Raw genomic sequence first — 18,138 nt, 5'->3', positions numbered from 1 at the left:
TCCGCTCCTATTCGGGGAGTGCCTGCCCCTGTCGGCGCTGGGCGGTGATCGCCAGGGCGGGGAGGGGTGCGATCAGCAGGAGGAGAACGACCAGGTCCGGAAAGGACTGCATGAACGCGTCCGGCTGGACGACGATCGCCTGTGTGCGGACGATCGCGACCGTCGCGACGGGGATCAGCCACCGGTGGTCGCCGGTGGCTGCCGTCGCCACCCACGCGCCGAGCAGCGCGGCGACCTCGAGGACGAACAAGCCGCGCTGGAAAGCCGGACTGACAGAGATGATGTGCAGGCCCCCGGCCACGAACATGGCGAGCACGACGGGGGCCAGCCAACGGTACGAGCGGCGTCGCAGACGGCTGGGTCGGCAGAGCGCCAGCACGGCGCACGCGGCGCACAGTGTCCCCGAAAGCGCCAGGTCACGGGCCGTTATCGGGGCGCCCAACCCGTAGTAGCTCAAGCCCGCCTTGCCCTCGTCGCCGAAGAGGGTGCGGCCATGGGTCGTGGCGCCGGCCCAGATCATGGCTGCCGCGGCCGGCAGCGCGATCCACGCTCTGCCACGCAGCAGAGCGATTAGGCAGCCCAGCGGGAGCAGCCCGTAGGGCAGCAGCCGTATCCGCGTGGGACCTCCGGCCCACGGATACCAGCCGGAGAAGTGGAAGGCGATGGCGTGCTGTCCGGGGTCGATGTGCAGTGCCCAGTGCCACACATCCTGCAAGTACGGAACCAGCGCCAGCGCGGCGAGGGCCAGGGCGGCCAGATGGATGCCGTCCAGCCACCACGGCCGAGTGGTGTCGTCAACGGTGGCACGGGCGCGGGCCTGCACCCCGGCGCGCACCAAGGCGGCGACTTCCCGCGGCGGGGGCCAGGAACGGCCGGGATATGCCTCGGCCAGGCAGGTCAGCAACTCCTTGCCCTGCCGGGAACGGTAGGACTTGGGATAGGCCGCAAGCAGCAGACGATTCATGCCGGGGCCGCCCCGGCGTTCCGTGGGCGTCCGATGACGACGGCCGCCGCCTGCTGCATCCGCAGCGCTTCCCGGCCGAGCGCCTCGGTGCCGTCCTCGGTGAGCCGGTAGTAGCGCCGCGCTCGCCCGTCCACGATCTCCTCTTGGCCGGCGGCCACCAGCCCGGCCCGCTCCATCCGCTCCAGCGCGCCGTAGAGCGTGCCGACAGCGATCCGGAGCCGCCCGTCGGTGGCCTGCTCGGCAGCCTTGATGATGCCGTAACCGTGCAGCGGACCATCCATGAGCGCAGCAAGGATGAAGTACTGCGGTTCCGTCAAGGGCGGGTTCCGTCTGGTCATGCATCAAGCATATATCGAGCTACGAAATATATCTGCCAGTCTCGGGTGATCACTGGCAGCACCTCCATGCCCGCGGTGAGCGCCACCCTCTCCCGGCCGGCGGGCGCGACGGCGGTCTCCTCGACGCCCCCGCGCTGCGATGGCGGATGCTCACCGCAACCTGGTCCGGGCCGAGCGGAATGTCATTCCCACCGTGTCCGCCAGACCCGACTCGCCTCCGTTGAATCCTCCATGGACCAGACTCCGTTCGCCCCGACCGGCCGGGCGAAGCAGGCGAGGCAGCGTTCGATGAGGCCTGACCCGAGCGGCCGCTTCCCAAGTGCCTCCGGGAAGCGCAGATCGCCGCCTGTGGCCGTCCGCCATGCCCCGTCGATGATCCGGCTCGGAGCGCCTTGATCCGGTTAAGGCAGTCGGGGTTGGTGCGGGGGTTGATGAGGCCCGTCGCGCGGGTGCGGACGGCCGGGTAGCTGGCCGGCAGACGGTGCTCGGGTGATGGTTCCACCAGGAGCACCGCCTCGCTCCGATGCGACAGGCCGCGTACAACGGCGTACCGTTCCGGGTCGTTGATGCGCAGGGACAGCCGTCCCCACGATCCAGGGGACCGTGTGCGGGCTGCTGCCTGCTGTGGGGGGGATCAGCACGCTGGGTGTCCGGCCGTGGCCTGGTCGCTACCCGTCCCGGATTGTCAGTGGCGGCTGCTTCCATGGCGCCATGAGCACTGTGCACGAGACCGCCGCCCTCCTGCCCGACCCGGCCAGACTCCGTGCCCATCTGCGTGCACTGGCCGCCCTAGATATGGCGATCAGCGACGATCCGCGGTTCTGCCAGTACACCTTCGACGCCACCTGGAGCCCCGGTGTCGAGGCAGCCCTGATGGCGAACGGCTCTGGAGACGACTTCGCCGTCCTTTTCACTCCGGACGGCGTGCTCATACTCGGCTTCGACCACGAGTCGGAGATGAGTCCGTACGTCACGGACGACGAGCAAGTCTGGCCCGGTGTCATCGACGACGTGCCCGCGGCACTGCGCCCGCTCCTGGACGAGCCCGCCTTCCGCGACGAGGGCATCGACGCCCCTCGGGTCACCGCCTGCCTGTGGCAGGCAACCGGCGACACCGCCTGGCGCACCGGCTCTGCCATCGCCTTCCCCGCAGGCACAGAAGACCCGGACGGCTCCGGCCTCCTCTTCCACCTCCTGACCAACCGCTCCCCCGAGGCCGTCCAGGCATGGTTCGAGGACTACTACGAACGCCGCGTCCCCCTCGACGCCATCCGCCACGTCCTCACCGGACACCCCCTCACCCCTGCGGTCGCCTCGGCCCTCAACCCGGCTGCCCTCTCGGACAACGCACTGCTCCAAAGGATCGTCGCGCACCCCGAAGTCGCCGCCTACCTCTCCCGCGACGGCGAGTTCGACCTTGCCCATTCCGACCCGATCGAATCGATCGCCCTGCCCTACGCTCTCCCAGTGCAGCCCATCGCCAGCTGCAACGCGGGCGGCACCCACTACCCCTGCGGCCCGGCCGTCCCCGACGCCCCCGCCCCGTCCTCTACACCGACTCCGAGCACCGGGCCTCCCTCATCGCCGAGTCTCTCGCCGAGGCCCTGACCCTGGCCGTCGTCCTGCCGTCCTGGCACGACGCCCTGGCCGGCTTCCGCCCCCGGCCCACAACTCCCACTACCTCGACGACCACCCGGACCACCCCGCCGTCCGCGACTGCCTCCTCGCCACACTCCGGCTTCCCCCGGCCACCGACCGCGAAGTCCTGGACCGCCTGCTCACCACCGCCGCCCGCACCGTCCGCGACGGGTTCCTCCCCCACGTTCCCGACGACGAAGACTCCGCCTTCGAGCCGATACTCGAACCCTCCGCCGATTAGACGATCACGTCCTATGTCTGGCTGGCCCGTCTCGCGAGATCCCTATCCATCGGGAGCTTGTAGGACAAGGAGTGACCTAGAAGGCGTCTAGCGTCTTCACCGCGTTGAGGCACTCGCACCCCAGGAGGCAGTCAGATGTCCGTCAAGCCGGTTCCCCAGGGCTACAGCACCGTGACGCCGTGGATCATCTCGCGCGACACGGTGCAGCTCATCGACTACATGAAGAGGGCCTTCGGTGCGGAGGAGCTCGCGCGCCTTGCGGGCAAGGACGGTGCCATCGAGCATGCGGAGGTACGGATCGGCGATTCAGTGGTGATGATGTTCGACGCGCGGCCGGAATGGCCCCCGACTCCTGGCTTCCTCCGTCTTTACGTCGAGGACGCCGACGCCGTGCACCGTCAGGCCGTTGCGGCCGGCGGCACCTCGGTCACCGAGGTCACCCACCTGTTCTTCGGAGACCGGGTCGGCCGGATACGCGATCCGCTGGGCAACCTGTACTGGATCCAGACCCGTGTGGAGGACCTGAGCCCGCAGGAAGTGGAACGCCGCCTCGGCGACCCGGAGTTCACCAAGGCCATGGAGTACGTCCAAAGCGCCGACCTCTTCCCCGCCTGGGAAGCCCACCTCAGCTGACGTCCAGGAGCCAGAAGAAGGAGGCAGGGGTGACGGGGCCGCCTCGGACCTGTCCCAAGTCTGCCGCCACGCGGTGCAGGCCGCCGCCTTCCGGGTCGCCCAGGAGGCGACTCACGAACATCCGCCGTCACGCGGCCGACGCCGCACACATCGAGGTCCGCCTGCGCGACGACTCCGGCCGCCTAGGGGGTGTTTCGAAAGTCCCGCACAGCACCCACGGCGCCCGGCACGCACTCTCGCCGCACCGGCCAAAAACCCAAGTACGTCCAGTACGAGGGCTTTCGTCCGGCACGCCGAGAGCACGCACCGGACACCGCGGGCACCGCACAGGACTTTCGAAACACCCCCTAGAGGTGTCGGTCGCGGACGACGGCCGCGGTGGCACCCAGCTCCCGGCGGCCACCCACGGGGGCGGCTTCGGCCTCGTCGGCCTCATCGAGCGGGTGACGGCGCTGGGCGGAGAACTGCACACCGGACCACGAAGCGGCGGTGGATGGCAGGTTCGGGCGGTGCTTCCGGCGCGGAAAGCCTGAGGGCAACGGCCTCCCTTCGGACGGCTGCCCGTCCTCCGTCCCGTCCCGTGAGCCGGCGGGGCTGGCGACGCACTCAGCGCTGCCGGTGCCGCCACTGGTGATCTTCGAACTGCTGGGCGCGCGGTGCGCCGACCACGCCAGTTTTGAGAGCGCTTCGCTCGTCTGCTGGACACCTCGTCATCCGATCGGCAGGACGTGAGGCGGCGGAACTGGGCCTGCATGGCCGGCCTGGTCACCATTGCGTCGGAAGGACCGGTCGAGGACCTGGGGATGCCGGCACGCGAGCACGGCAAAGCCCTGTCTCGCGACGCTGAAACGAACTACCTTATGGAAACGGCACGATCAAAACGGTCCGAACCGGAAGCACATCGGCGGAAGAATCAGTCCGACAGGATGACCTAGCTCCCAGGTGAGCCACCGGGTCGCGTGCGCAGGAACGACCCCGGCACGCCCCAGCCGCTGACTCCTGGTGACGGAGGCCGTTGCGCACTGCTGACTCTGCGCCGAATCGAAGCTCAGCATCCGCAGGTTGAGGAGGATCTGTTCAGCTTTCGGCATGGCGGCAGCTCTGTGGTGATCAAGCACAGGGAGGTTGAACTGGGTCGTCGAGTCGTATCGTCGGGCCCAGGTCAATCACGCGCACGGAGTACAGCTTTGCTGCGGCGGCGGTCGCCGCGTCCGCTCTACCGGTCGGTACGGTGGCGCGGACATACCCGAGCCTGGCGTATGTGCGGCCCACAAAGCCGCCTTTCACCGCGTCCAACCGGTCAGCGACCTGCGCGGTCCGGCCGGGGGCGGTGGCGGTGGCGGTGGCGGTGGCGGTGGCCATCATGGTCGCGTTTTCTGGCGTGCTCGGCTTTGGCCTCTGCAAGAAAACCTCGGGGAAGGCCATGACGAATGGTCCGGCCCTGAACAGCACGGCCGCCAAACCGGCCGTGGCAGCAATGTGGGACCTACGTCTGACACGCGACGCAGGCGCGCAGTGGGGGGGGAAGGCGTGCCGAATCCCTGAGGATGAAGGAAAGCGGAGTCGCGGCGGGAACGCTCACCTCGACCACCGCGGCCCGGGGGACCGCGGATGATCAAGCAGCTTGCCAGGCACTCAGGGGCCGAACACGGCGCCCCCGGGGCTACCCAGCAGTTCACTGCGAACCCCTGATCCGGACCGGGTCTTGATCCACGACGCATCATGGCGTCCAGCGGGCGGTTCTGCCAGGCGGTGAGCTCGTCGACCGCGTCGATCACTGTGCTGATCAAGGCCCGGTAAGACGTCGATGCCGTACCGCCCCGTGCGCGATGTGGAAGTCACAGATCGCGAACTTCAGACGGCCATCCACTGCTGGTTGGCGCCAGCGTTGCAGGTCGCCTGGTCCAGGGCTGCACCGTTGGTGGTCGACGCTCCGGCGACCTCCAGGCACTTGCCGCTGTTGCCGTTGGTGAAGGTGACGTAGCCGCCGACCACTGCCGTCCTGGTCCACAGCTGGTGCGAGGCCCCAGTACAGGTCGACTGGACGGCCACCGCTCCGTCGGCGGTGGAGGCACCGGTGATCTGCAGGCATTTGCCGCTGTTGACGTTGACGAGTTCATAGTTGGAGCCGACGGCCGTAGGTACCCACTGTTGATTGGCGCCGGAGTTGCAGTTGCCCGAGTTCACCGCCGCCCCGTTCGCCGTACTCAGGTCCCAGACGTCCGCGCACTTGGCACTGTTGCGGTTGAGCAGATGGTTGTTGGTCGCGCCGAGCGGACTGGCGATGACCGGCCAGCCATTGGCGAAGGTCACCTGTCGGATGTCGAGGGTTTCCTGCCCGGAGTTGTTGCCGTCGTAGTAGTGGTAGGCGAGGAACTTGGACTTGCCGTCGTCGTAGGCGTCGGCACCGCCGGCCGCCACCCTGGGATAGGCGCCGGTGAGGACGGTGGTTCCGCCGCCGGAGGCCATGTCGGTGCCGTTCTGGTCAAGGTATGGGCCGGTGATGCTGGTGGAGCGGCCGACCACGGTGTAGTAGGTGCTGTTGACTCCGCTGCAGCACAGGCCCTTGGAGCCGAAGAGGTAGTAGTAGCCGCCGTTGAGGATGATGGTGGGGTTCTCGATGCCGACGGCGATGTGCCACAGGTTGTTGTCGGTGGTGGACAGCTTGCCGGTGGCCTGGTCCAGGACGTGCATGTAGGTGCCGGAGCCGGTCCAGGAGCCCCAGGAGATGTACAGCCGGCCGTCGGGGCCCCAGTCGACGTTGGGGTCGATCGGGTAGTTGACGTCCGTGACCATGCCCTGGTCGGTCCAGGGCCCCTCGATGTCAGTGGCGGTGGCCAGGCCCATCACCGCATTGTTCGTTCCCCAGAGCGAACCGGCGTAGTACAAGTGGTAGACGCCGTTGAAGTACTTGATGTCTGGGGCCCAGATGTTCGGCGGGGTCGAGCCGAGCTTAGTGGTGATCCAGGACGGGGTCGTCTCCCAGAGGTTGCCGATCTTGGTCCAGCCGGTCGCCGGGGTGCTGTCGCATGTTCTGCGTTCAGTGATGGAGCCGCTCGGGTTGAGAGAGTCGTGCTCGAAGCCGGTAGAGAAGCCGTAGTAGCAGCTGCCGACCTTGATGACGCTCGGGTCGTGCATGCGGATGTCACCGCTGAGCGCCTGTGCGGGCGTGGCGGTGACCAGACCGAGAACAGTCAGGAGTGCGACCACGAGCGTGGCGAGGACGGGACGCCCGTGCCGTCTGCGTATTTCGGAGTGGTGGTCTCCGGTGTAATGGTTGGTCACGCGAAACTCCTTTGTGTCGCTGTCGTGATGGCAGGCACGTGCAGCCCGCGTTCGGCCTTTGGCTCGCATCGGCCGGGTGCACCACCTCCCCTGGAGAGAACCAGGTCAGGTGCGTGCCCGGATGGTGGTCAGGATCTGGTCGAGTCGACGGCCGGTCGCGAAGTAGTGGTGGTCCCGGTCGGCAGGTCGGTCACGCCCCCGTTGGGCCACTCGATACGTCCTGTCGCTCCGGTGGGCACGGTTGTTTCCACGGTGAGATCCGTTTCGTCGATCTCCCATCGGATCGCGATGCGCCCGTACGGTGACTCGTGGGTGGCGCTCGCCCAGGTGATGCCGCCGCCTGGCCGTGGGCGGAAGACGATGTCGCGGTATCCGGGCGCGCTCGCGCCGAGCCCGGCGACCGTGGTGTGCAGCCACTGGGCGACGGCGCCGAGGGCGTAGTGGTTGAACGAGGTCATCTCGCCGGGGTTGACGGTGCCGTCGGGCAGCATGCTGTCCCAGCGTTCCCAGATGGTGGTGGCGTCGTGTTTGAGCGCGTACAGCCACGAGGGGCACTCCTGCTGGAGGAGCAGGGCGTACGCGGTGTCGGCATGACCAGTGGCGCTCAACGCGGGGGCCACCAGTGGTGTGCCGATGAACCCTGTCTGGATGGTGTGCCCGCCTGCGGCGACGAGTTCGGTGAGGCGATTTCCCGCGGTGGTCCGCGAGGCGGCGTCGGGGAGGAGGTCGAACTGGAGGGCGACGGCGTAGGCGGTCTGGGTGTCGCTGGCCATCAGGCCGTCGGGCAGCACGTATGCGTCGGCGAATGCCTGCCGGACTCGTCGCGCGAGTTGTGTGTAGTGGTCGCGGTCGTCTTGGCGTCCCAGAATGTGGGCGGTCCATGCCACGTGCTGCAGGGACCATGCGTAGTACGCCGTGGCGATGAGGTGGCGGTCGGTGCGGCCGGCGCCGGGATCCTCCGGGGGTGCGAACGGGTCGAGCCAGTCTCCGAGTTGGTAGCTGCGGTTCCACAGGCCCGTCTCGTCCGCGAGTTCGGTGATGAGGTCGACCCATCGTCGTGCGCTTTCGTACTGGGTGGCGAGGAGACCCGCGTCGCCCGAGGCCTCGTACAGATCCCAGGGGGTCAGTGCCACGACGTCGCCCCAGCCGGCGCCCGGCCTGGCCGGGGTCCACTGCTCGCCGCCCGGGATCTCGGGGACGTACCAGGGGACGGTCCCGTCGTCGTGCTGTTCCACGGCGACGTCGCGCAGCCAGGAGGCGAGCATGCCGTGGCAGTCGTACAGGAAGGCGGCGGTAGGTGCGAAGATCTGGATGTCGCCGGTCCAACCGAGGCGCTCGTCGCGCTGCGGGCAGTCGGTGGGGAGGTCGACGAAGTTGCCGCGCAGGCTCCAGACCACGTTTTCGTGGAGTCGGTTGACCTGTTCGTTGGAGCACTCGAACCAGCCGGCCCTCGCCATGTCGGTGTGGATGACGCGGGCGACGATGTCGCGGATCGGAAAGCCGCCGCGCCAGCCGGTGATCTCGGCGTACCGGAACCCGTGGATGGTGAAGCGTGGTTCCCAGGTCTCGGGGCCGCCGCCGCGCAGGGTGTATCGGTCGGTGGAGGCTGCGTCGCGCAGGGGGCGGACGCACAGCTCGCCGTCCTGGAGTACCTCGGCGTGGCGGATGACGATCGTGTGTCCGGCCGGACCCGAGACGGTGATGCGGACCCTGCCGACAAGGTTCTGCCCGAAGTCCACCAGGAGCCGGTCGGCATCCAGAGCGGTCACAAGCACCGGGGTGATCTCGTCGGTGCAGCGCACCGGTGGGCCGGTGGGCGCGATCAAGGTCGCAGGGTTGCGGTCGACGATGTCTACCGGGATCCAGTGGGTGTCGTCGAATCCGGGGCTGGACCAGCCGGGCAGTTCCTGCCGCGCGTCGTAGGTCTCGCCGTCGAGCAATCCCGAAGAGAGGATGGGTCCCTGGCCGGCGCGCCAGGAGGTGTCGGTATTGATGACGGTGACGGTTCCGTCGCGGTGGACGATCTCCAGTTGGGCGAGGAGCGCGAGGCGGTCACCGTAGAGGTCGGCGTGGCCGCCGCCGAAGCCCAGCCGCCCCCGGTACCAGCCGTCGGCCAGCCATGCGCCGATGGCGTTGGCGCCGGCGCGCAGGTGGTCGGTGACGTCGTGGGTGTGGTAGCGCAGCCGGTGGTGGTAACTGGTCCATCCGGGCGCGAGGGCGTGGTCGCCCACCCTCTGACCGTTGATCTCGACCTCGTACAGGCCGTGAGCAGTGACATACAGCCGCGCACGCTCGATGTCCGCGTCGGCGGTGAACTCCGCGCGCAGCAGGGGTGGTTGGCACTCGGCAGTGGGCCGGCGAGCCCCGTGCGAGTCCGGTGACTCGCGCGGTGAGATCGCGCGGGCCGTCCAGTCGGCCGGTTCCAGCAAGCCCGTCTCGATCCGCAGCGGTGGGCTCCAGCCACTGGTGACCTGATCGGCTCCGCGGACCCGCACCCGGACCTCGCAGGCTTCCCGGGATATCAGCGGCCGCAGCGGCCAGAGGACGAGCACCGAGTCCTGGGAGGTCACCCAGTCCGTGCGGTGTGTCCCGTCGGCTCGAGTGGCCTCAATCTGGTAGGCGTGCTGCATCCAGTAAGCGGGTGCCGTGGTCTTCCAGGAGATACGGGGTGAAGCCTCACCGATACCGAGCGGCTCCCGGTGGTGCTCCGCGGTCGGGGCGGCCACGGTCGGTATGGACTGCGAGGTCATCCCTTCACCGCCCCGGCGGTCAGGCCCTTGATGATGCGCTGGTTGATCAGCAGGTAGAGCACCAGGGCACCGACGACGTTGATGCTGATCGCGGCGAACAGCGGTCCGTAGGCCGTCTCTCCGTACTGGCCGGTGAAGTTGAGCAGCCCCACCTGGATGGTGCGCAGGTCGTCGTTGGTGGTGAAGGTGAGCGAGATGAGCAGGTCGTTCCAGATGAAGAAGAACTGCACCAGCGCGACCGTGAACACGGCGTTGCGGACGACGGGGAAGCCGATCCGCCAGAAGGCGGTGAGCATACCGGCCCCGTCGAGGGTGGCGGCCTCGAAGATCTCGCGCGGGACCGCCCGGAAGTAGGTGGCCATCATGAAGACGGTGAGCGGGAGGCCGACCGCTGTGTAGGTGATGATCAACGGCCACATCGTCCCGGACAGCCCGGTCTGGAAGTACACCCGGAACAACGGCAGCAGGATCATCTGGCTCGGCACCATGATGCCCACCAGGAAGACGAGGAGGACCTGGTGGCGTCCGCGCCAGATCATGACCTCCAGGGCGAAACCCGCGGCGGTGCCGAGCACGATGATGAGCGCGAGCGAGGGCGCGGTGGCCAGGAGGCTGTTGCGGACGTAGAGGGCGACGTGGCCGGTCGTCCACGCGTCGGTGTAGTTGTGGAAGTCCCACTTCCCCGGAAGCGCCCAGGCGGGGTCGTTGACGAACTCGGACTGGGTCTTGAAGGAGCTGAGCAGCAGCCAGAGCAGGGGCGTCACCTCGACGACCACCAGCAGGGCAACGAGCAGGTTACGCATCAGGCGCCGCGTTCGGCCGGGCTTTCGCACGGTGGCCGGCCGTGGGCTGGGCAGGAGTTCCCGCCGCGGTGCCGTGAGGGTGTCAGTCATGGGAGTTCAGCCCTTGGTCAGGTCGCGTCGCGAGAAGCGGAAGACGATGAGGGTGACGCCGAGGCACACGACGGTGAGCAGCGAGGCGATGGTGCTGCCGTAGCCGTAGTCGCCGTAGGAGAACGCCGTGCGGAACATGTAGAGGGTCAGGGGCGTCGTGTCGCTGCCGGGTCCGCCGTTGGTCAGGGCGAGGACCGAGTCGAACACCTTGAGGGTGCCGTTGATGCTGAACACGACCGACGACAGCAGCACCGGGGCGGACAGCGGCAGGACGATGTGCCGGATCAGCCGCCATCCGGTGGCACCGTCCAGCCGCGCCGATTCGAGCGTCTCGTCGGGAATGTCGAGGAGCCCGGCGAAGATGAGGACGCCGTAGAAGCCCATGGAGCGCCACACGTCCATGACGACCAGGACGATGAAGGATCCGCCCGCGCCGGCGAACCAGTCGCCGTGGTGGATGCCGAGCCCATCGAGGGCGATGTTGGCCAGGCCGTTCTGCGGGGCGACGGCGAAGAGCTTCTGGAACATCAGGGCCACGGCGACCGTCGGGAGGATCACCGGGAAGAACACCAGCGTCCGGACGATCGCGGACGACCTGCGCAGGACGAACACGTAGAGCAGGGCGAGCAGGTACCCGCACAGGACCTGCCCTACGCTGACGGCGAGTCCGTACTTGAAGGTGAACCACAGTGCCGAGTGCGCCTGCGGGTCGTGCCAGAGCTTGTCGAAGTTTCCGAGTCCGCCGAAGGTGAAGCCCTCGATGACGTTGCCCTTGAAGAAGGTGTAGCCGAGGGACCAGCCCATCGGCACCAGCATCACCAGCGTGTACACCAGCAGCGCCGGGCCCAGCAGGACGGCGATGGCACGGCGGTCTCCCAGAACTGAACGCATGACGGCTCTCTCACGAAGGGTTGGGCGCGGACGAGGTGCTACGGAGGGGTCAGCCGTTGTCGAGATCGGCTTGGACCTTCGTCATGAAGTCCTTGGCCGTGAGGGACCCGGTGACGAGCGGCGCGGCGTTCGTCTGGCTGGTCTCCGTCGCCTTCGTGTTGAACAGCGCCTCGAACCACAGGGTGCTGGTCCTGGTCTTGGTGATGGTGTCCTGGACCGTCTGGGTGAGCGGGGGCAGTGTGCCGGTGTCGCTGTTGGGCTTGAAGCCGGAGACGGTGCCCTGGTCCTTCAGCGAGGCGGCGCCGTAGTTCTTCGTGATGCAGGACAGCCAGTCGCCGACCTTGGCGTTGTAGGACTTGGCGGAGACGGCGACGGGGAGGCCGACGTTGGCCGGGATCTGGTCCGCGCTTCCCTTGCCGCCCGCGACGGCCGGGAACGGCATGAAGCCGACGTTGTCCGCACCGATCTTGTTCTTGGTCTTGTCGTTGAAGTCGCCGAGCTCCCAGCTGCCCATGTAGAACATCGCGGCCTTGCCGGTGAGGAACTGCTGCACCGCGGTGTCGTAGTCGATCGACCCGACGCCCTTGCCGAAATAGCCGGCCTTGCCCAGGTCGGCGATGGCCTGCGCGGCCTTCACATACGCAGGGTCGGTCAGCTTGGCCTTGCCGTCCGCCACCGCCTGCAGGGCGCCCGGGCCGAGCTCCCGGTAGAGGTAGCCGCTGACAAGGCGGGTCAGGGGCCATCCGTCCTTGCCGTCCGCCGAGAACGCTGTGATGCCGGCTGCCTTGAACTTCGCGGCCGCGGCGACCAGCTGGTCGTAGGTGGTCGGGGTGGCGATGTGGTGGTCGGCGAAGAGCTTCTTGTTGTACCAGATGCCCTCGATGTTGAACTGGTAGGGCATGACGTTGAACTTGCCGTACAGGTTCTCGACGGTCTTGACGGCGGCCGGCTGGAGGTCATTCCAGACGCCGAGGTCCTTGAGGGTCTTCTCCAGGTCGAGGACCTGGCCGGCCTTGTCCAGGGTCTTGGTGAGCTGCGGTGTGCCGCCCGCGGCGAACTGCACCGGCAGGGCGTTCTGGCCGGCGAGCAGCTGCACCTTCTGGTCGACGTTGCCGATGGGAAGCGTCTGGATCTTCAGGGGCAGGGTCTTGTTCTGCGTTGCGCACGAGCTCTTGCCCAGGGCCGTGAGTTCCTGCTGCACGATGTGGTTGTCGTCATTGATGGTGAGGGTGAACGCCTTGGCGTCGCTGCCCGACACGCTGCTGCCGCCGCACGCGCTGAGCAGCAGGCTCGAGGTGGCGGCGGTCGCCGTGAGGGCGATACGGCGGGTTCTGAGTTTCTTGTGCACAGGTACTCCTCGGCACACAGGGCGTTGAAACGCTTCAATGGGGAGATGCCGGGAACCTACGACCCGCTTCGGGATGTGTCAAGGATCCGTCGCGGATGTTTCCGAACCGCGTCTGAGCGTTCCGGAACGGTCGCCTGGAGACAGCATTCCAAGCATGAGACGCCGAAACAGCTGGTCAGCGTGGGGTGCTGACGTACAAGGCCGCGAGGATGGGCGGATCCCGCTCGGTGCCGGGCGTGCGCAGAAGGCCAAGGCGACCGCGCGGATGTGCGCGGCCCGTCCGGCAGGCAGGCCTGGACGGTCAGAGGGGCGCGCTGGCGCGGACGATCAACTCCGGCTCCAGCACGACAGTGGCATGACGGTGTTGCTGGCCCGCGGACACCTCGTCCATGAGCAGCCGAATCGCCTCCTGGCCCATCATCCGGCCCGGCATGTCCACCGCTGTCAGCGGCACCGCCGCGGGGCCGGCTCCGCGGTTGTTCTCGCAGCCGACGACGGCGACCTGGTCGGGCACCCGGATCCCGGCCACGGTGTGCAGCTCATGGACGATGGCATTGGCCAGCTCATCGGTGACGACGATCAGACCGTCCGGCAGATCGCCGGGGGCCCGCCGCGCGAGATCCCGCCCGACCGCATGTCCGTGGGAGGCGGTCAGGCCGACGCTGTCGATCTCCTCCAGGGTGACGCCGCCACCCGCCTCCTCGACCGCCGCACGCACTCCCCTGCGCCGGTCGCGCACGGGCTGGTAGTCATCGTGCGCGACCACGTACGCCAGCCGCGTGCGCCCGGTGTCGATGAGATGGCGGGCCGCCAGGTACCCCACATGCTCGTTGTTGACCAGCACGGAGCAGCAGGTGCCCGGCTTGGGAGCGTAGTTGAGCAGCACCACCTGGCGCCCGTGCGAGCGGATGCGGGCAATGCCGGCCGTGGAGTCCTCCATCGGAGCCAGCAGCACACCGGTTACCCGGGACTCGTCGAACAAGTCCAGGTAGTCGTCCTGAAGCCTCATGTCGCATGCCGTGTTGGCCAACAGCAGGTTCTGCCCGACCGCACGGGCGGCGTCCTGCGCACCATGCGCCATGTCGATGAACAGGGAGTTCTCGATATCGGCGAGCACCATGCCGACACTGTTGGTCGAGCCCGCCACCAGCGACCGGGCCACGTCGTTGCGCACGAAACCCAGCCGGCTGATCGCTTCCCGGACGCGCTCCGCCGTCGCCGGGCTCACCTTCGCCGGATGATTCAGCACATTAGAGACAGTTCCGACCGAGACACCCGCAGCGTCGGCGACATCCTGCATGCTCGGACTCGCATGCCCCTGTACTGCTCGCGGACGGGCGGTTGCCACAGTGCTCCTCGACCTCGGTCTCGTTCCGTTCCGGGACCCCGCGGCCCCACCCTGACCAGGCTGTCGCGGACAAGCGGCAGAATACATCACGCGCGTTGAAACGCTCCAAGAGTGACGCCGATCCACTCCCTTCACCGCGAAACGACTGAGAGCCATAACAGCCGGTCACAGCTCAGCCCGGACATGAGTCCCGGCAGGTTCCCCCGGCCGCCCCCCACCCCCATGCGAGCAATCGACCGGCAACGGTGGAGAACGGAGGCGGGAACGGAATGAACTGGCAAATCGCCGTGCTTGGTCTTGACGGCCCGCCCAGACGGTGCAAGCCTCCCACCGCTGCCCGATTGAAGCGTATCAATTCATCGACCTCACGCATGCGGCACTGCTTCCCAGACGCCGCACCGCCCCATGGCCTGCCCCGAACAGCACTCATGACATGCGCCGACTCACAGTCGACTTTCGCACACAGGCTGTCCCCGCGGCCCACCTCGCAGCGGCAAAGGAGTCCCGACAACATGCCCACCCGACGAAACGCACTGGCGAAGGCCGCCGTCATCGGCGCGGCCGCCGCCCTGATGGGGCTCACCACGTCGGCCCCGCCTGCCGACGCTGTGACCTACAGCGGCGGCACCATGTGGCAGCCGCCGAGCGGAGCGCCGTCCTACGGCTCCCTCTACGCCCACGCGATCAGACTCCAGCACAGCACCGACTCCAACGGCACCCTCCTCGCCTCCTTCGAGCAGTACTCGGGCAACGGCATGCCGGTATACCGCAGCACCGACTCGGGACACACCTGGACGCAGATCTCCACGATCAGCGACCAGGTCAATTCCTGGAACAACATCCAGCTCGAACCCGTACTCTACGAGCTCCCCCAGGCGATCGGCTCGTTCCCGGCCGGAACGATCATCGCGGCCGGCGACTCCATACCCGCCGACAACTCCGAAACCAAGATCGACATGTATGCCAGCACGGACCACGGCGTCACCTGGTCCTTCGTCAGCTCCATCGCCACCGGTGGCGCAGCCCGGGACGTCAACGGACAGACACCCGTCTGGGAGCCGTACTTCATGGTGGCGCACAACAAGCTCATCGCCTGGATCTCCGACCAGCGTGACCCCGCACATGGCCAGAAGCTCGCCCACTTCACCACCACCGACGGCGTCAATTGGTCTTCCGAGGTCGACGACGTCACCTACCCGGCCTACGCCGCCCGGCCGGGCATGGCGATCGTCGCCCGCCTCGGCAACGGGAAGTACATCCTCACCTACGAGTACTGCGGCGCACCCGGCGGCGGCTGCCCCGTCTACTACAAGATCGCTGACAACCCGGAGAACTTCGGCTCGGTCACCGGAGTACAGCTGATCACCACGGACAACAGGAAGCCGGACGGTGACCCGTACGTCACCTGGCTCCCGACGGGCGGCCCGAACGGGACGATCGTCGTGCAGGCGTACAGCGACCAGCAGATGTACGAGAGCACGGACAACGGCGCGACGTGGGTGCGCATGTTCTCCAACACGATCCAGGGCTACAGTCGCGGCCTGCTCCCCCTCGCCGACGGCAAGAGTCTGCTGGTCACCCGGGGCGGTGCGTTGGTGACCAACGGTACCAACGAGGTGACGTACGGCATCGACGACTACGGCGGCGGCATCTCCACGGGCGCCACCTACAAGATCCAGAACAGCCTGAGCTCCCAGGTGCTGGGCGTGCCCAACGCCACTTCCGGCGCCCCGGTCGTGCAGGCGGCCGACAACGGCACGGCCGACCACAACTGGCAGTTCCTTCTCCAGAGCAACGGCTACTACCGCATCCTCAACACCTTCAGCGGCAAGTACCTCGCCGTCCCCAGCGGCTCCCTGTCCTCCGGCACCGGTGAGATCCAGTGGACGTCGACCAGCGGCGCCGAGCAGGACTGGTCCGTCGAACCCGCGCCCGACGGCGGCTACACCATCACCAACCGGCGCAGCAACCTGGCGCTGACCATGGCGACCGATGCGAACGGCCAGACCGCGACGAACGAAGAAGTCACCCAGGCACCGCTGACCTCGGCCGCGAATCAGCGCTGGAACCTCCTCCAGACGGCAGCCCCGGATTTCACCACCGGCCAGTACGCCATGGCCAACGTCAACAGTGGAAACTACGCCGAGGTGGTCGGGAGCGTCAGCGGAACGCAGGCCGACCAATACCGCAACGTGAACCACCCCGACCAGTACTGGACGTTCGACAAGGTCGGCTCCTACTACACCATCACCAACGTGTCCACGGGTAACTACCTGGACTCGGCGGGGAACACCACCAGCGGCAGCCCCATCGTCGAAAAGCCGTCTTCCGGCTCGACCACCCAGCAATGGTCCCTGGTCGACTCCGGCAACGGCAAATACCAGGTCGTGAACCGTGCCAGCGGACTGAGCCTGGCAGCCGCCGACGCCTCTACCGACAACGGCGCGCCACTGGACCAAGAAGCCGTCTCCACCGCGTCCGCACGACTGTGGACGATCACGAAAATCAACTGACTCCCTGCACCACTGAGCTCTCTCAAAGCACCAGGTACGAATGGAACCGTCCGCCGCTGGTCCTGAACGACAGCCACCGTCCGGTGCCCGCCGGACCGCAGCGTGTGTCACAGCACGTCGCAGGCTTCCCCTGGAGCAGATGGAAGGCTCCGTCAGCCACGTCGAGGCGGCGAGGCCGGTGTCCACGCGGAAGGCCACGCCCAGTGAGGGGCATGGTGCAGGTCTCGACCAGTCGAATACTCCGAAAGGACCAGCATGGCGAAGCGTTCCGTCGCGCGAAGCCGGACGACGCTCACGGGCATCGCCGAGGCGGCGGGAGTCTCCGTGGCCACCGTCTCAAAAGTGGTCAACGGCCACAGCGACGTGGCCCCCAAGACCCGAGCACGCATCGAGCGGTTGCTGGTCAAGCACGCATACGTCGCGCGCGGTCCTCGGGGGGCGCAGTCGCCCGTACGGACGGTGGACCTTACCTTCGACCAGCTGGTCAACCCCGACAACCTGTTGATCACTCAGGGCGTCACGGAAGCCGCCGCCGAGGCGGGTGTGGACGTGGTGATCGGCACCGCGCCCAACGACCCGCTCGGCGCGGCCTGGACCAGGAAGATCACCAACGCCGGTCGGGAGGGCATCATCCTGGTCACCTCCGGACTGACGCCGCAACAGCGGGCACAATTCACGCGGGCCGAGATCCCACTGGTGCTGATCGATCCGATGAACGTGCCCGACGAGCCGGTGCCGAGTATCGGGGCGACGAATTTCAGCGGCGGCATGTCCGCCACGCAACACCTGCTCAAGCTCGGCCACCGCAGGGTCGCGATGATCGAGGGGCGGCACGATGCCGTATGCAACACCGCACGTCTGCACGGCTACCAGGCCGCACTCGCCGGCGCCGGCATCAGTGCCGACCCTCAGCTCATCAAGCGCCGCGCCTTCCGCTTCCAGCCCGCCTACCAGGCCGCTTTCGACCTGTTCGCGCTGGAGGATCCGCCGACCGCCGTCTTGGCCGCCACCGATCTGGCGGCGTTCGGTGTCCTCGAGGCCGCCCGCGTGCACGGCCTGCGGGTGCCCGGCGACGTCAGCGTGGTCGGCTTCGACGACACCGCTGCCGCCAGCACCTGTGCCCCTCCCCTGACCACCGTCCGTCAGCCCTTCGTCGAGATCGGCCGCGCCGCGCTGCGTACTCTGCTGCGGCTCGCCACGCGCGCACCCCTCGGCAGTCACCGGGTCGAGCTGGCCACCCAGCTCGTGGTGCGGGCCTCGACCGCCCCACCGCCCACCCCCTGAGGGGTTGTGGTC

General features: G+C 67.7%; 13 protein-coding genes and 1 pseudogene. 5 read left to right on the top strand and 9 right to left on the bottom strand.

Annotation, left to right across the window (positions count from 1 at the left end):
• Positions 1 to 7 precede the first annotated feature (7 nt).
• Positions 8 to 964, bottom strand: a complete 957-nt coding sequence (locus ACH45E_RS07610) for a hypothetical protein (RefSeq protein ID WP_361454992.1) — start codon at positions 962 to 964, stop codon at positions 8 to 10.
• Entirely contained in the window at positions 961 to 1,302 is a 342-nt protein-coding gene (locus ACH45E_RS07605) for a PadR family transcriptional regulator (protein WP_361454989.1), read from the bottom strand. Before ACH45E_RS07605 ends, ACH45E_RS07610 begins: the two co-directional genes overlap by 4 nt.
• A 711-nt stretch (positions 1,303 to 2,013) precedes the next feature.
• Between ACH45E_RS07605 and ACH45E_RS07600 the strand changes: the two genes are divergently transcribed.
• The 3 genes and pseudogenes from ACH45E_RS07600 to ACH45E_RS07590 all read left to right on the top strand — a co-directional run.
• Complete coding sequence (locus ACH45E_RS07600) at positions 2,014 to 2,910, top strand: hypothetical protein (protein WP_361454986.1); 897 nt, start codon at positions 2,014 to 2,016, stop codon at positions 2,908 to 2,910.
• A 406-nt stretch (positions 2,911 to 3,316) separates the two neighbouring features.
• A complete protein-coding gene (locus ACH45E_RS07595; protein ID WP_361454983.1) occupies positions 3,317 to 3,814 on the top strand; it encodes a VOC family protein in 498 nt (165 codons plus the stop codon).
• A 67-nt stretch (positions 3,815 to 3,881) separates the two neighbouring features.
• Positions 3,882 to 4,347: pseudogene (locus ACH45E_RS07590) on the top strand (sensor histidine kinase); the annotation flags it as partial.
• Positions 4,348 to 4,924: 577 nt separating this feature from the next.
• Here ACH45E_RS07590 and ACH45E_RS07585 read toward each other — a convergent pair.
• The 7 genes from ACH45E_RS07585 to ACH45E_RS07555 all read right to left on the bottom strand — a co-directional run bounded on the left by ACH45E_RS07585 (position 4,925) and on the right by ACH45E_RS07555 (position 14,281).
• Positions 4,925 to 5,239, bottom strand: a complete 315-nt coding sequence (locus ACH45E_RS07585) for a hypothetical protein (RefSeq protein ID WP_399040179.1) — start codon at positions 5,237 to 5,239, stop codon at positions 4,925 to 4,927.
• Between the two features lie 429 nt (positions 5,240 to 5,668).
• Positions 5,669 to 7,099: a family 43 glycosylhydrolase gene (locus ACH45E_RS07580; protein ID WP_361454980.1), complete on the bottom strand. Its 1,431-nt coding sequence runs from the start codon at positions 7,097 to 7,099 to the stop codon at positions 5,669 to 5,671.
• Between the two features lie 128 nt (positions 7,100 to 7,227).
• Positions 7,228 to 9,849: a family 78 glycoside hydrolase catalytic domain gene (locus tag ACH45E_RS07575; protein WP_361454977.1), complete on the bottom strand. Its 2,622-nt coding sequence runs from the start codon at positions 9,847 to 9,849 to the stop codon at positions 7,228 to 7,230.
• A complete protein-coding gene (locus ACH45E_RS07570) occupies positions 9,846 to 10,652 on the bottom strand; it encodes a carbohydrate ABC transporter permease (RefSeq protein WP_399040177.1) in 807 nt (268 codons plus the stop codon). The genes ACH45E_RS07575 and ACH45E_RS07570 overlap by 4 nt, the downstream gene beginning before the upstream one ends.
• A 96-nt stretch (positions 10,653 to 10,748) precedes the next feature.
• The gene (locus ACH45E_RS07565) at positions 10,749 to 11,633 is read right to left on the bottom strand and encodes a sugar ABC transporter permease (protein WP_361454971.1); all 885 of its coding nucleotides are present in this window, start codon (positions 11,631 to 11,633) and stop codon (positions 10,749 to 10,751) included.
• Between the two features lie 49 nt (positions 11,634 to 11,682).
• Complete coding sequence (locus tag ACH45E_RS07560) at positions 11,683 to 12,981, bottom strand: extracellular solute-binding protein (protein ID WP_361454968.1); 1,299 nt, start codon at positions 12,979 to 12,981, stop codon at positions 11,683 to 11,685.
• A 301-nt stretch (positions 12,982 to 13,282) separates the two neighbouring features.
• Positions 13,283 to 14,281 carry a LacI family DNA-binding transcriptional regulator gene (locus ACH45E_RS07555; protein WP_361454965.1) on the bottom strand — a complete coding sequence of 333 codons (999 nt, stop codon included), beginning with the start codon at positions 14,279 to 14,281 and terminating at the stop codon, positions 13,283 to 13,285.
• A gap of 560 nt (positions 14,282 to 14,841) precedes the next feature.
• Between ACH45E_RS07555 and ACH45E_RS07550 the strand changes: the two genes are divergently transcribed.
• Entirely contained in the window at positions 14,842 to 16,842 is a 2,001-nt protein-coding gene (locus ACH45E_RS07550; protein ID WP_361454962.1) for an RICIN domain-containing protein, read from the top strand.
• A gap of 255 nt (positions 16,843 to 17,097) precedes the next feature.
• Entirely contained in the window at positions 17,098 to 18,126 is a 1,029-nt protein-coding gene (locus ACH45E_RS07545) for a substrate-binding domain-containing protein (RefSeq protein ID WP_361454959.1), read from the top strand.
• Positions 18,127 to 18,138 lie beyond the last annotated feature (12 nt).

This window comes from Streptomyces sp. NPDC020299 (assembly GCF_044387825.1).
In the GTDB taxonomy this organism is placed as follows: domain Bacteria; phylum Actinomycetota; class Actinomycetes; order Streptomycetales; family Streptomycetaceae; genus Streptomyces.
This window is presented reverse-complemented; position numbering and strand designations above follow the sequence as displayed.